This is a genomic window from Paraburkholderia sp. Cpub6, from assembly GCF_014201065.1.
GTDB lineage: Bacteria > Pseudomonadota > Gammaproteobacteria > Burkholderiales > Burkholderiaceae > Paraburkholderia > Paraburkholderia tuberum.
Genome location: NZ_JACHDM010000016.1, coordinates 1 through 13719, shown reverse-complemented (window position 1 = coordinate 13719; position 13719 = coordinate 1). Strand labels below are relative to the sequence as shown.

Below are 13719 nucleotides of genomic sequence, written 5' to 3'. Positions count from 1 at the left end.
ACTACTCGGATGAAACAGCTATTTGTCACGCCGTTTCTGCCTCAGAAAAACGCGCCGCAAGCTGGCCACCGTTTGGCCTACGACTACCTGATCAAACTGAGCGCGGAATCGGAGCTCGACGTGCTGATCGTGTCGCGCGTGCCGGTCGACGAACAAGCCATCGAGTTCCGCGCGAACGTGCGCAACGTGTACATCCGGTACGTGAGCCGGTTCGACCTGATTCCGTCGTTCCTCGCGAATCCGCTGACTTTTTCACCGCGCCTGTTCTCGCGCTATAAGCCCGCTATCGGTAAGTTCCTCTGCGAGCTCGTCGACAGGAACCGATACGACACCGTGCGGCTCGAGTTCTCGCAATGCTTTGCGTATGCCCAGAATCTGCGCGAGCGTTTGCACGACCGCGTGAAGATCGTGATGTGCGCGCATGACTTGCAGATCCAGGTCATATTGCGCGTCAAGTCCATCGAAGGATGGCTGTTCACCCGGCAGACCTTCATGCTCGAGCAGCGTCTGCTGAAGCTGGCCGACAAGGTGCTCGTGCTGTCCAGCAAGGACGCGCAGCTGATCAACGGCCTGTACCCCGGGGTCGGCACGTTGCAGGTCGTGCCGATCTCACTGCCGGCGTTTCTGAAGGAAGTGCGGCGCTCGAAAGACACGGTCGAGAAAGGCAACATCCTGTTCTGGGGGGCGATGCAACGCCGTGAGAACGAAGAGGCGCTGCTCAATTTCATCGACACGATTTTTCTGCCGCTGCGCCGGCGTGGTCTGCTACTGAAGCTGTTCGTGGTCGGCTCCGATCCGAGCGACCGCGTAAAGCGCCTGAATAGCGACGATATTTGCGTGACCGGCTTCGTCGAAAATCCGGGCAAGTACTTCGAGTCCGCCGATATCGGCGTGGTGCCGCTGCTGTCGGGCGCCGGCGTCAAGCTGAAGACGCTCGAAATGCTCGCGGCGAAACTGCCGGTCGTCTCGACGCCGCTCGGCGCGGAAGGCGTCGAGCACGACGGCACCTTGCTCAACGTCTGCGAAATCGATGAGTTCCAGGACGTGATCGAGCGCATCTACCGCGGTGATCCGGTCAACGTCAACGCCTCCGTGGCGTATCAGGCCTGACACCATGATCGCAACCATCGCCTATCTGCTGGCCGTCGTGCTGTGTGCCTCGCGCGGCGTGCTCGAGTATCTGATCGGCAAGGACGCCGCCTATCTGATCCAGGTCGGCGGTATCGTCGGGCTGCTCGTGTGGTACATCTCGCCGACGGCGATCGCCGCTTACTTCCGCGACGAAGGACGCCTGTCGTTCGGCTTCCTCGTGGGCATGCTGTTCTCGACCGGGCTGTCGATCGTCGCGACGCTCGCGCTCACCGGTGAGTTCGGGCCGTCCTATCTGTTCGTCTTCATCTTCACGCTGTTCATCTACTTCTACGCGATCTCGAACTATCAGAGGCGCTTCGTGCAGCCGCGCGTTGCCTATGCGGGGCTCGTGCTGATCGCGCTGATCGAGGCGGGTGTCGCGCTCGCGCAGCAGCAGAACGTCTTCCCGATCGATCTGCCCGGCGCGACGTACGGCTTCGACAATCTGCGCGCGCCGTCGCTGACCGGCAGCTACCTGCACTACCCGCTGTTCGTCGCGATTGCCGCGTCGCTGTGCGGCGTCGACTATCTGGTGCGCAAGAACGTGCTGTCGGGCCTCGCGTGCGCGGTGCTCAGCTTCGCGATTTTCTCGGCGCTGTCGCGCAGCGGCATGCTGATCATTCTCGGCACGTTCGGGCTCGCGTTCCTGCAGGCGCCGATCCAGTTCATCACGAGAAACGCGAAACTGATCGTTGCCACCGTGTTCGCGACGATGGCAATCATGATCTTCGGCGTCGCGGTGAGCAGTCAGAACGATAGTGTCGTCAACGTCGGCACCGAACGGATCATAGGCGCGACCGATCTGCAATCGGACGGCAACGACGGCCGCACCGAAGCATGGGAAAAGGCCAAGTCGCTCGTATTGCCGGTCAACGTGATCGCCGGCACGTACTTTGGGCTCGTCACGAACTCGGCACCCGAGCCGGTGAAACAGGAGTTCGGCGTCGTCGAATCGAGCGTGCTGCAGCAGATTCTGAATATCGGCCTGATGGGCGCGATCTTCTATTACGGCGTGCTGATATCGGTGACGAAACTCGCGAGCAGCGCGAGCCGGATTTCGTTGTGCATGTGGGCCGCTTTATTTCAAACGCTCTTCTATCAATCGATCGAAGTGATTCCGTTTGTCTTCATCCTGATGACATTGCCAGTGTTCGATTACGTGGGCGGACCGCGTGCAAACAGCACGTAGCGAACCAGAAGGCAGTGCGTTCCAGATCGTCTGCATCGCGCGGACGAGCAGTGGGTAGTCGGTAGTGCGCGCGAACAGCGCGAAGCAAGGTGCAAGAACCAGAAAGCCGTGTTTGGGGGTAATTCCACAAACACCTGATGTAAAGCAGGAGGTGGGGATGAACCTGAAGGGAATGTTTAGCGTGGTGATCGTCAATTACAACACGCCAAAACTGGTCGGAAATTGCGTTCGCTCCGTGCTTGAACTGTCGATTGCGGATAAGGAGGACATCGTCGTGGTGGACAACGCTTCACCCGACAATTCGTTTTCCTATCTGAGGGAGACGCTTCCGACGGGAGTGAGGCTCGTCAAAACGTCGATCAATCGCGGCTTCGGAGCCGGCGTCAATTTCGGCATGGTCGGTTGTCTGCGCGAACTCGTGCTCGTGCTGAACCCGGACACCTATTTCGTCGATACATCGCTCGAAAACGCGGTGCAGTTGTTCAGAACGGAGAAGGATGTCGGCCTCGTCGGTCTCGATCTGATCTATCCGGATGGCGAGCGGCAGTTTTCCGCGCGGCGCTTTTATTCGGTGCTCGACATACTCGGCCGGCGTTCGCCGCTCGGGCGGCTCGGCGCGTTCAAGCGCCGCATCGACAACCACATGATGCGCGAAGCGTGGGCCGCGGGCACGCCGTTCGAGGCCGACTGGGTGCTGGGCACGGGCTTTATCGTGCGGCGCGCGTTATTCGGCGAACTCGGCGGCATGGACGAACACTTCTTTCTCTATATGGAGGACGTCGATTTTTGCGCGCGCATCTGGCAGGCGGGCTACCGCGTGCTGTGCGTGCCGGGCGCGCGACTCACGCACGAGCATCAGCGTGCGTCGGCAGCGGGCTTCCTGAGCAAAGCGGGGCGCCGGCATATGAACAGCTTGTGGCGTTTCAGCCGCAAGTATCGTGTGCCGCTGTTCAGACCGCCAGGCGTGCAGGGCCTGAGTCGCAGCGCGAAGGCGCGTGCGGTGCCGGTCCCCATGACCGTGAGCGCGCGTCCGGCGGCCGCCGAGCAGGGGCAAAGCATCACGGTGGACTGATGCCTGTCGATGTCTCGACGTGAAAAAAGAACGGAGTAACGCAATGGGGGAAGGCTAGATGAAAACCCGGCGACAGGCGCTCAAGACGTTCCTGCTCGGCGGCCTGGCCGGGGCCAGTGCAAGCACAGCCGATTTGGGCATCGCGCGCGCGACGGGGCACGCGCCGCGCGCGCGCGGCGCGTTCGCGAGTATGGGTAACGGCGCGGGCGACGGCGCCGGCGGCATACTGCGCGTCGCCGCGTCCGTGCCCGAGCGTGCCGCATCGGAACCGGTTGCGCCGAGCTATCTGAAGACGCTCAGCGACATCGTCGCGGGACTCGAGGTCAGCGTCGCGCGCTTCGTCGATCCGCACCGGCTGGCGGCGATCCAGCGCGGCGCGTCCGGTTACGACTGCGGCGCTGAACTCAGGGAAGCGTTCGCGAGCGGTGCGCGCGGGTTGTATCTACCGCGCGGCATCTGGCGTTACACCGGCGACCTGACCACCGCGAACGGCTCGAGACTGCGCGGCGACGGCGGCGGCGAATACGTGGTGATCACCGACATCGCGATGGGGGCGACCGTGCTGGAGAGACAGGACTCGGGCGGCCCGAGGTCGGCGGCGCTGACGCTGGGCGACTCGGCGTTCGTCGAGCATGTGCAGGTGCGGCCCGCGCATTACGACAAGGTCATCTACTACCTCGCCAACTATCCGGCGCACACCGGCAACACGGCGATCGGCATCCACTTCGGTACGTCGGCCGGGGCTAGTCGTTGCACGGCGATCGGTTTTTCGCGCGCGGGCTACGAACTCGGCGTCACCTCGACGCTCGAGCGCTGCTATGCGTACATGTGCGAGCGCGGCTTCTACGCGACCGAGCACACCGACGGCTCGCTGATCAATTGCATCGGCATGTTCTGCCATACGGCCGGCGCCGATATCGTCGACAACTTCTGGCAGGTGATCGGCGGACGCTGGGAATGGAATGCGCGATACGGCGTGATTCTCGGCGCGGAGTCGCTGATCGTCGGCGCGGTGTTCGATCGCAATGGCTTTGCCGGCGTCTATATGAAGAGCGGCAACTGGGGCAAGGTGGTGAACGGCAATTACTTCTCGCGCAACGGTTGCGGCGGCGACGGCAAGATCGGCCGCTGGAAATTCTCGACGCGCGGCCATCCGTCGTACCTCGATGTGCCGCCCGGTCAGAGTTGCCACATCCAGATCGATTACCAGCAGGGGGCGACGATCGTCGGCAATCGCTACCGCCCCGGCCAGGACGACGAGAACGCCGGCTGCGACGGCCCGCAGTTCGTGTATGGCAGTTCGACCGCGCCGGGCAGCACACCGCTCGACGGCATCACGATTCAGGGCAATTTCGGCGATCGCGCGGGTGACACGATCGTCGGTTACGCCAAGGCGTATCCGGGCGGCGGCGCGATCGCGGGCGGCAAGGACGCGAGCCTCGTGCATGCGCTGAATCTCGGCGTCGGCTACGAACGCGGCGGCGTCGCGGCGGCGCTGCATTGCGGAAACCAGACCGTGTCGCAGGAGACGACGCGCATCGCGATCAACGTGCTGCGCTCGACCTCGGGCCGCGTGGTGTTGCGCGCGGCCACACGCGGCCATGCTCTACTCGCCGAAATCCTGTTCGCAACCGACGCAACCGACGCCAACTACAAGACCGTGGTAAGCAATCTGATCGGCAATGCGGTGAAGAGCGCGGTGTTGAACGCAAATGGCGAAGACGATCGCTACAACAAGATCGATATCGCACTAAGTGAACCTGCTTTCGTGTCGTATTCTGTTTTTTCGACCTGAGTTTTAACCGCCTACTGCAAACAGGACGATTGTGTCGACGAGAAACGTCATCATCGCGCTGTATTCGGTGTACGCACTGAACTACGTGCTGCCGCTCGTTACGTTGCCGTATCTGTCGCACGTACTTGGGCCGGCCGGGTTGGGCGTGATCGGTTACGCGCAATCGATTTCGCAGATTCTTCTCGTCATCGTCGACTTCGGCTTCGGCCTGTCGAGCGCGCGCAAGGTGGCGGTGCACATCGATAACCCGGAGGTCGTGAACCGCATCTACTGGTCGACCACGATCGGCCGCGCGATTCTCGCGTTGCTGTGCTCGCTGGTGCTGGTCGGCTGGGCCTTCGCCGCGCACATGTCGCCGCAGGAGCGCGGTGCGACGCTGCTGGGCTCGCTCGTGATCTGGGGCGGCGTGCTGACGCCCGGCTGCTTCTACGAAGGCACGCAGCGCCTGCCGGTGCTCGCGGGCACGCTGCTCGCGACGCGCGTGGGTCTGCTGATTCCGCTGTTCCTGTTCGTGAGGACTCGCGACGACGTGATGCTCGCGGCCGCTCTGCAATATGCGCCGACCTTCGTGTGCGGCGTGATCCTGATGGGCGCGCTGATCTGGAAGCGCGAGATCCTGCTGAGCGTGCGGGTCAGTTGGGCCGACGTGATGGCCGAGGCGAAAGAGGCGTATCACATCTTTCTCGGTTCGGCGCTGACGTCCGTGTACATGTACGCGAACGTGATCATGCTGCGCATGATCAGCGGCCCGGGCGCGGTCGGCTATTACGTGGCGGCCGAGCGACTCACCAACGCGCTACGCGCGTGCACGGCGCCGGCCATCCAGGCGTTCTTTCCGAAGATCTGCGTCGCTTACGAGCGCAACGACATCGCCTATATCCACAAGGTCAACCGCGGCTTCATGGTCGCGTTCGCGGCGTCGGCGGTGCTGATTCTGGTCGGCTTTACGGTGCTCGGCGAATGGTTCGTCGGACGTTTTCTCGGCGAGGCATTCGGCGAGACGTTCCGCATTTTGCGCATTCTCGTGTTCGTGCCGGCGATCGTCGGCATGACGACGACCCAGGTGATGCTGACGATCATCGCGTCGGGCAATCAGTCGTTGCTGAAGCGGATCTATATCTACGGCGCGCTGTTCCATCTGGTGCAGGCACCGATCAGCATCTACTTCTGGGGCGGTGTCGGCACCGCGTGCTCGGTGGCCGCGACTGAGCTGTTCATGCTGATCGGCGTGTACAACGTGTCGAGCCGAATCAATCACGGCCAGATCGCGGTGCGCGCGCAGACGACGATCAAGCAGGAGATGGCGGCGGAGAGAGATTAGCCGCGAGGATGAGAGGGATCGAATGGCCGCGGCGCGCGTCGTGAAGACTTTGCGCGTCGCGGCCTTGTTGCGTCAGCGCCGCGCGTTCGTTGCGCGCGTTCACTGCGAGTGCTTACTGCGCGGTAGACAGACCGGTTACTTTCGCGTTGCGCAGATACAGCACCGTCGACAGCACGACCGCCGCGGCAGCCGCGATCGCGGCAAACAGGAACACCGAGCCGTAACCGAACTCGCCGGCGATATACCCCGCCAGCGGCCCGGTAATGCCGAGCGACAGATCGAGAAACACCGAGTACGCGGACAGCGCTGCGCCGCGGCTCGCCGGCGGCACGAGCCCGACCGCCTCGACGCCGAGCGCCGGAAACACCAGCGCGAAGCCAAAGCCGGTCAGCGCGGCGCCCGCGAGCGCGATGTGCGGCTCGGGCGCGAGCCACAGCATCAACAGACCCGCGCATTCGAACGAGAACGACGCGATTGCGACACGAAAGCCGCCGTAGGTCTTGATCGTGTTCGCGAACAGCAGGCGCGCGCCGATGAACAGCGTGCCGAACAGCGTCAGCGACAGCGCCGCATTCGGCCAGTGCTTCGCCGCATAGAACAGCGTGATGAAGGTCGCGATCGAACCGAAGCCGGCCGAGCCGAGCGCGAGACCCATACCGTGCGGCAGCACGCGCGTCAACACGCTGCGATACGACATCCGCTCGCCGTGCACGACCGGCACCGGCGCGATCAGACGCGCGAGGTAATAGCCGAGCCCCGCGAGCGCGATCACCAGAATGCCGAGCGCGGTAAAGCCGATCGAGCGCGAGATCATCACGCCGAGCGGTGCGCCGATCGCGAGTGCCCCGTAGGTCGCGATGCCGTTCCACGAAATCACGCGGGCGTTGTTGGAGGTGCCGACCCGGCCGATTCCCCACAGGATCGCGCCGGTGCCGCACAGGCTCTCGCCGAAACCGAGCACGAGCCGGCTGCACACGAGCAGTGCGAGGCTCAGCCCCGGCCAGCGACCGGTCAGCGCGGCGAGCAACAGCAGCACACCGCTCGCGCCGCAGCCGAGCAGACCGATCGACACCGTGCGCTTCGGCCCGAGCGTATCGGCCGAGCGGCCCGCGAGCGGCCGCGACGCGAGCGTCGCGAGGTACTGCACGCTGATCGCCGCGCCGGCCAGCACCGCGCTGTAGCCGAGGTCGCCGTGCACGTAACCGGGCAGCACCGCGAGCGGAATACCGATCGCGAGGTAGCAAAGAAAGGTGAAAAAGACGACCGGAATGATCTGCAGGGTCGTTGCAAATTCGCTGCGGGCGGACGCGGAGTCGGTGGACATCGGGAAAACGAGACTTGAATTCGGCGGGAAGGCGTGATTCTCCCATGGAACCGATTCCCTTGCAGGGTTTGCCTAAAAAATGGGACGAATCAAGGGCGGGTCATATCGCGCGAACAATATGTCCCCCATGCGATTCAGGCTATGGGTTAGGTTTATTGACGGTGATAGCTTTCAAACCATCGACGCGGCGTGTCCGCGCGAACACGCAACAGACGAGAGCACCGAGACATGACCGAGCCGATTCGTTTCTATCACCGCAACGCGATCCGCGAAATCGAGGACGCGCCCGTCACCCGCACGGTGCTGCAGTATCTGCGCGAGGACGCGCATTGCACCGGCACCAAGGAGGGCTGCGCCGAAGGCGACTGCGGCGCCTGCACCGTCGTGATCGGCGAGCGCAATCCGGCGGGCGGCGTCGAGTTCAAGGCGGTCAACGCCTGCATCCAGTTCGTGCCGACCCTCGACGGCCGCGCGCTCTTCACGGTCGAAGACCTGCGCCAGCCGGACGGCTCGCTGCATCCGGTGCAGCAGGCGATGGTCGACTGCCACGGCTCGCAGTGCGGCTTCTGCACGCCGGGCTTCATCATGTCGATGTGGGCGCTCTATGAGAAGCACGGCCACGAGCATGGTTGCGCGAACCGCACGGTGCCGTCGCGCGAGGCGATCGGCAATGCGCTGACCGGCAACCTGTGCCGCTGCACCGGCTACCGGCCGATCGTCGACGCGGCCGAGCGTATGTTCGACGCGCCCGCGCCGCGAGCGCCAGTCGACGTAAAGGCGCTCGCCGACACGCTGGCGACGCTCGAACGCCGCGACACGTTTCAGTACGAGCACGCGGGACAGCGCTTCGCCGCGCCCCGCACGGTCGCGGCGCTCGCGCGGATCAAACAGCAGGAACCGGCCGCGCGCCTGCTCGCGGGCAGCACCGACATCGGCCTGTGGGTCACCAAGCAGATGCGCGAGCTCGGCGACCTCGTCTACGTCGGACAGATCGCCGAGCTGCAAAAGCTCGAAACCAATGACGACTGGATCGAGATCGGCGCCGGCGTCAGCGTCGAAAAAGCGTATGCCGAGATCGCGAAGCAGTACCCGGAGCTGACCGAAATGTGGCAGCGCTTCGCGTCGCTGCCGATCCGCAACGCCGGCACGCTCGGCGGCAACATCGCGAACGGCTCGCCGATCGGCGATTCGATGCCGGGGCTGATCGCGCTCGGCGCGCGCGTGATCGTGCGGGGCGGCGACATCGAGCGCGAGATGCCGCTCGAAGAGCTGTACCTCGCGTATCAGAAGAAGGACATGGCCGGGCACGAGTTCGTCGTCGGCCTGAAGGTGCCCGCGCGCGGCGGTGCGCGCGCGAACCTGCGGTTTCGTACCTACAAGCTGTCGAAGCGCTTCGATTCGGATATCTCGGCCGTCTGCGCGGCGTTCTCGTTCATCGCCGACGGCGACGCGATCCGCGAGCCGCGCATCGCGTTCGGCGGCATGGCCGCGACGCCGAAGCGCGCGCTCAATGCCGAAGCTGTGCTGCGCGACGCCGAATGGCACGAGGCGACCGCGCAGGCCGCGATGCTCGCGCTGGGCACCGACTACGCGCCGCTCACCGACATGCGCGCGACTAGTGACTACCGCCTCGAAGCGGCGAAGAACACGCTGTACCGCTTCTGGCTCGAAACGCGCGCGCGGCAGCCGCTGCCGAAGAGCGCGCTCGACGTGCGCGCGGTCGCGCCGGCCGGCGCGAGCGCCTGAGCGCCGCGCGTTCAAGGATACGGAGAACACAACCATGAACCAGCAAGCCGAACCGTTCCTGAAAGAGGTTCAAGAACTCGACGACTTCACCCAGGTGCACGTGTCGCGTCCGCACGAGTCCGCGCATCTGCACGTAAGCGGCCGCGCGACCTACACCGACGACATTCCCGAGCTGGCCGGCACGCTGCACGCGGCGCTGGGGCTGTCGTCGAAGGCGCACGCGAAGATCGTCTCGATCGCGCTCGACAAGGTGCGCGCGACGCCCGGCGTCGTCGCGGTCTTCACCGCCGACGACATCCCCGGCGACAACGACGTCGGCCCGATCGTTCATGGCGACGATCCGATCCTCGCCGACGGCGTCGTGCAATACGTCGGCCAGCCGATGCTGATCGTGGTCGCGACGTCGCACGAGGCGGCGCGTCTCGGCGCACGGCGCGCCGAGGTGGTCTACGAGGAACTGCCGGCGGTGCTGAGCGCGCAGCAGGCGCGCGCCGCGAACCAGTTCGTGCTGCCGCCGATGAAGCTCGCGCGCGGCGACGCCGGCACGAAGATCGCGCGTGCCGCGCATCGCGAGGCCGGTGAGATGTGGCTCGGCGGCCAGGAGCAGTTCTATCTGGAAGGGCAGATCTCGTACGCGGTGCCGAAGGACGACGACGGCATGCACGTCTACTGCTCGACCCAGCATCCGACCGAAATGCAGCACCTCGTCGCGCACACGTTAGGCGTTGCATCGCATAACGTATTGATCGAATGCCGGCGCATGGGTGGCGGTTTCGGCGGCAAGGAATCGCAGTCGGCGCTGTTCGCGTGCTGCGCCGCGCTCGCCGCGTGGAAGCTGCTGTGCCCGGTCAAGCTGCGCCCGGATCGCGACGACGACATGATGGTGACCGGCAAGCGCCACGATTTCCACTACACGTACGAAGTCGGCTACGACGCAGAGGGCGTGATCGAAGGCGTCGCGGTCGACATGACCTCGCGCTGCGGCTTTTCCGCCGACCTGTCGGGCCCGGTGATGACGCGCGCGCTGTGCCACTTCGACAACGCGTACTGGCTGTCGGACGTCTCGATCGACGGCTTCTGCGGCAAGACCAACACGCAGTCGAACACGGCGTTTCGCGGCTTCGGCGGCCCGCAGGGCGCGTTCGCGATCGAGTACATCCTCGACAACGTCGCGCGCTCGTGCGGCGTCGATGCGCTCGACGTGCGCCGCCGCAATCTCTACGGCAAGACCGAGCGCAACCAGACGCCGTACGGCCAGGTGGTCGAAGACAACGTGATTCACGAGCTGATCGACGAGCTCGAAGCGACCAGCGACTATCGCGCGCGCCGCAAGGAGATCGACGCATTCAACGCGAACAACGAGATCCTGAAGAAGGGCCTGGCACTCACGCCGGTCAAGTTCGGCATCGCGTTCAACGTCACGCACTTCAACCAGGCCGGCGCGCTCGTGCATATCTACACCGACGGCTCGGTGCTCGTGAACCACGGCGGTACCGAAATGGGCCAGGGGCTGAACACGAAGGTCGCGCAGGTCGTCGCGCATGAACTCGGCGTCGGCTTCAACCGGATTCGGGTGACCGCGACCGATACCAGCAAGGTCGCCAATACGTCTGCGACGGCCGCGTCGACCGGGTCCGACCTGAACGGCAAAGCCGCGCAGGACGCCGCGCGCCAGTTGCGCGAGCGGCTTGCCGCGTTCGCGGCCGAGCGCTTCGGCGCGGGCAGCGTGAACCCGCGGGACGTGCGCTTCGCGCATGATCGCGTGATGGTCGGCGAGGTCGCCGTGCGGTTCGAGGAAGTGGTCGCGAAGGCTTATCTCGCGCGCATCCAGTTGTGGTCCGACGGCTTCTACGCGACACCGAAGCTCTACTGGGATCAGTCGAAGCTGCAAGGACGGCCGTTCTACTACTACTCGTATGGCGCGGCGGTATCGGAAGTCGTGATCGACACGCTGACCGGCGAAATGCGCGTGCTGCGCGCCGATGCGCTGCACGATGTCGGCGCCTCGCTGAATCCGGCGCTCGACGTCGGCCAGGTGGAAGGCGCGTTCATTCAGGGCATGGGCTGGCTCACCACCGAGGAGCTGTGGTGGGACGCGGGCGGCAAGCTGATGACGCACGCGCCTTCGACGTACAAGATCCCGACCGTCAACGACGTGCCGCCGGTTTTTAATGTCAGGCTGTTCAGGAACCGTAACGCGGAGGACAGCATCCATCGTTCGAAGGCGACCGGCGAGCCGCCGCTGCTGCTGCCGTTCTCGGTGTTTTTCGCGGTGCGCGACGCGGTGTCGGCGGTCGGCGGCCATCAGGTCAATCCGCCGCTCAATGCGCCCGCGACCAGCGAGGAAATCCTAAAGGCGGTCGGCGCGGTGCGGGCCGCGACGGCGGCCGCGCGGCAGGCGTGATGGCGACTGGCAAACGAGTTGGGAGCGCAATATGCAAGCACGCCTGAATTATTGTCCGGGCGGGACCGGGTCCGAGCTTGCACCGCGGCCGGCGCCGATGCACATCGTGCTGTTCGGCGCGGGACACGTCGGCCATGCGCTCGCGCATCTGCTTGGCAGCCTGCCGTGCGTGGTCCAGTGGGTCGACGAACGCGACGAGCTGTTCCCCGACGAAACGCCGCCCAACGTGCAGGTCGAAGCGACCGACACGCCCGAGGCGATCGTCGACGCGGCGCCGCCCGGCGCGTGGTTTCTGGTGATGACGCACAACCATGCGCTCGATTTTTCGCTGGCCTCGCGCATCATGCGACGGCGTGATTTCAGCTACTTCGGCATGATCGGCTCGAACACGAAGCGCGTGAAGTTCGAGCGGCGACTGCTCGAACGAGGCGTGGAGTTGGAGCGGCTCGCGCAGATGACCTGCCCGATCGGCGTCGAAGGGATCGTCGACAAGGCGCCCGCCGCGATCGCGATTGCGGTGTGCGCGCAACTGCTGCGACTGAGGACACGGCAGGCCGCGACGGTTCATGCTTTGGGGTACGCCGCGAACCACGTCCGCGCAACGGAGCAGATCACGGTTTAAGCCATACGGCGCAACGGGGGCTTGCGCGCGACCAGCTCACCCGACACCTCGGACATCAACGTCCTCAGCCAGCCGATATCGCTCGGCCGATCCGGCTGCGGATGCCACAACTGATAGCAGCGGATGCGCGGAAACGCGATCGGCACGTCGACGACCGCGAGCGGCAACATGCTCGCGTAGTGCATCGCGAAACGCCGCGTCGTCGTGAAGATCAGATCCGATTGCAGTAGCGTCTGCGCGACGAGCCCGAAGTAGGGCAGCGTCGCGACGATGCGCCGGCTCGCCTTCGCCCGCGCGAAGCCGGTATCGATCGCGCCGCCGCGCGCGCCGCTGTAGGGTGTCGGCGCGAGATGCGGCGCGGCCAGATAGGCTTCGCGGGTGAGCGGCTCGTGTGTCAGCGGATGGTCCGCGCGCATCATGCACACGACGGTATCGGCGAACAGGTCGCTGCGCTCGAAGCGCGGATCGGGCTTCGGCCAGTTGCCGATCACCAGATCGAGTTTGCCGGCGTCGAGCGCGGCCGAATGATCGAGCAGCGGCCCCAGCGATTCGATTTCGAGCCGCGCATGCGGCGCCGCTTCGCGAAACCGCGCGATCACGGTCGGCATGAAGAAGTCGTTCAGATAGTCGGGCGCGGCGACGCGAAAAGTGCGGCGCGAGCGGCCCGGGTCGAAATCGCCATGCGGCGTCGCGACGAAATCGACATCGCGCAACACGCGCTGCGCGGCCGCGAGCAGCGACTCGCCGTATTCGGTCGGCACCATGCCCGACTTGCCGCGCACCAGAATCGGATCGCCGAGCGTTTCGCGCAGCTTGCGCAGCGCGGTGCTGATCGCGGGCTGGGTCTGGTTCAGCCGCAACGCGGTCTGCGTGACGCTGCGCTCGACGAGCAGCGTGCGCAGCACGCGCACGAGCCAGATATCGAGTGAGGCGGCGGTGTCGTCCATGATCGAAGCGTGGTGGCGCGGGCGCTGCCGATGAGCTCGCCGCGCGGCGCGCGCGTGGGGTGCGAAAGCTTAACCTTAGAGCGTGTTAGGCACTTTTCATAATCGGTGCAGCATGAACGAGCATAAGCATGGCGAAGACGACGAAGTGCAGGCCTGCCAGGGTTTCGG

10 protein-coding genes and 1 pseudogene are annotated in these 13719 nt (G+C 64.9%); 8 read left to right on the top strand and 3 right to left on the bottom strand.

Translation table 11 applies throughout. The features are described 5' to 3' along the window. The first annotated feature begins 9 nt into the window (after positions 1 to 9). The 5 genes from HDG33_RS23805 (at position 10) to HDG33_RS23785 (ending at position 6508) form a co-directional block, all read left to right on the top strand. Entirely contained in the window at positions 10 to 1110 is a 1101-nt protein-coding gene (locus HDG33_RS23805; protein WP_184034287.1) for a glycosyltransferase, read from the top strand. Positions 1111 to 1114: 4 nt separating this feature from the next. Then, the gene (locus HDG33_RS23800) at positions 1115 to 2320 is read left to right on the top strand and encodes a hypothetical protein (protein ID WP_184034284.1); all 1206 of its coding nucleotides are present in this window, start codon (positions 1115 to 1117) and stop codon (positions 2318 to 2320) included. A gap of 157 nt (positions 2321 to 2477) precedes the next feature. Continuing rightward, on the top strand, positions 2478 to 3392 hold the full coding sequence (locus HDG33_RS23795; RefSeq protein ID WP_184034281.1) for a glycosyltransferase family 2 protein: 915 nt from the start codon (positions 2478 to 2480) through the stop codon (positions 3390 to 3392). Between the two features lie 58 nt (positions 3393 to 3450). After that, positions 3451 to 5187: a hypothetical protein gene (locus HDG33_RS23790; protein ID WP_184034277.1), complete on the top strand. Its 1737-nt coding sequence runs from the start codon at positions 3451 to 3453 to the stop codon at positions 5185 to 5187. A gap of 31 nt (positions 5188 to 5218) precedes the next feature. Next, positions 5219 to 6508, top strand: coding sequence for an oligosaccharide flippase family protein (locus HDG33_RS23785; protein ID WP_090803222.1), 1290 nt, complete (start codon positions 5219 to 5221; stop codon positions 6506 to 6508). 112 nt (positions 6509 to 6620) lie between these two features. Here the strand turns inward: HDG33_RS23785 and HDG33_RS23780 are convergent, their stop codons facing one another. Next, a complete protein-coding gene (locus HDG33_RS23780; RefSeq protein WP_184034274.1) occupies positions 6621 to 7832 on the bottom strand; it encodes an MFS transporter in 1212 nt (403 codons plus the stop codon). 228 nt (positions 7833 to 8060) lie between these two features. Between HDG33_RS23780 and xdhA the strand changes: the two genes are divergently transcribed. Genes xdhA through xdhC form a run of 3 tightly spaced genes read left to right on the top strand, consistent with a single transcriptional unit; the run spans position 8061 to position 12604 of the window. Then, on the top strand, positions 8061 to 9578 hold the full coding sequence (xdhA, locus tag HDG33_RS23775; RefSeq protein ID WP_184034270.1) for a xanthine dehydrogenase small subunit: 1518 nt from the start codon (positions 8061 to 8063) through the stop codon (positions 9576 to 9578). A gap of 34 nt (positions 9579 to 9612) precedes the next feature. Next, on the top strand, positions 9613 to 11982 hold the full coding sequence (gene xdhB, locus HDG33_RS23770) for a xanthine dehydrogenase molybdopterin binding subunit (protein WP_184034266.1): 2370 nt from the start codon (positions 9613 to 9615) through the stop codon (positions 11980 to 11982). Positions 11983 to 12013: 31 nt separating this feature from the next. Further along, on the top strand, positions 12014 to 12604 hold the full coding sequence (gene xdhC, locus HDG33_RS23765; protein WP_184034262.1) for a xanthine dehydrogenase accessory protein XdhC: 591 nt from the start codon (positions 12014 to 12016) through the stop codon (positions 12602 to 12604). Here the strand turns inward: xdhC and HDG33_RS23760 are convergent. Together HDG33_RS23760 and HDG33_RS37580 are read right to left on the bottom strand one after the other, a co-directional pair. After that, entirely contained in the window at positions 12601 to 13551 is a 951-nt protein-coding gene (locus HDG33_RS23760; RefSeq protein WP_184034260.1) for a LysR family transcriptional regulator, read from the bottom strand. The two genes, xdhC and HDG33_RS23760, sit on opposite strands and share 4 nt — an antisense overlap. 85 nt (positions 13552 to 13636) lie before the next feature. Further along, positions 13637 to 13719: pseudogene (locus HDG33_RS37580) on the bottom strand (IS5/IS1182 family transposase); the annotation flags it as partial.

Excerpts from the sequence above, each read along its gene's own strand:
- HDG33_RS23805 (WP_184034287.1), top strand. The coding sequence starts at position 10 with ATGAAACAGCTATTTGTCACGCCGTTTCTGCCTCAGAAAAACGCGCCG.
- HDG33_RS23800 (WP_184034284.1), top strand. The coding sequence starts at position 1,115 with ATGATCGCAACCATCGCCTATCTGCTGGCCGTCGTGCTGTGTGCCTCG.
- HDG33_RS23795 (WP_184034281.1), top strand. The coding sequence starts at position 2,478 with ATGAACCTGAAGGGAATGTTTAGCGTGGTGATCGTCAATTACAACACG.
- HDG33_RS23790 (WP_184034277.1), top strand. The coding sequence starts at position 3,451 with ATGAAAACCCGGCGACAGGCGCTCAAGACGTTCCTGCTCGGCGGCCTG.
- HDG33_RS23780 (WP_184034274.1), bottom strand. The coding sequence starts at position 7,832 with ATGTCCACCGACTCCGCGTCCGCCCGCAGCGAATTTGCAACGACCCTG.
- xdhA (WP_184034270.1), top strand. The coding sequence starts at position 8,061 with ATGACCGAGCCGATTCGTTTCTATCACCGCAACGCGATCCGCGAAATC.
- xdhB (WP_184034266.1), top strand. The coding sequence starts at position 9,613 with ATGAACCAGCAAGCCGAACCGTTCCTGAAAGAGGTTCAAGAACTCGAC.
- xdhC (WP_184034262.1), top strand. The coding sequence starts at position 12,014 with ATGCAAGCACGCCTGAATTATTGTCCGGGCGGGACCGGGTCCGAGCTT.
- HDG33_RS23760 (WP_184034260.1), bottom strand. The coding sequence starts at position 13,551 with ATGGACGACACCGCCGCCTCACTCGATATCTGGCTCGTGCGCGTGCTG.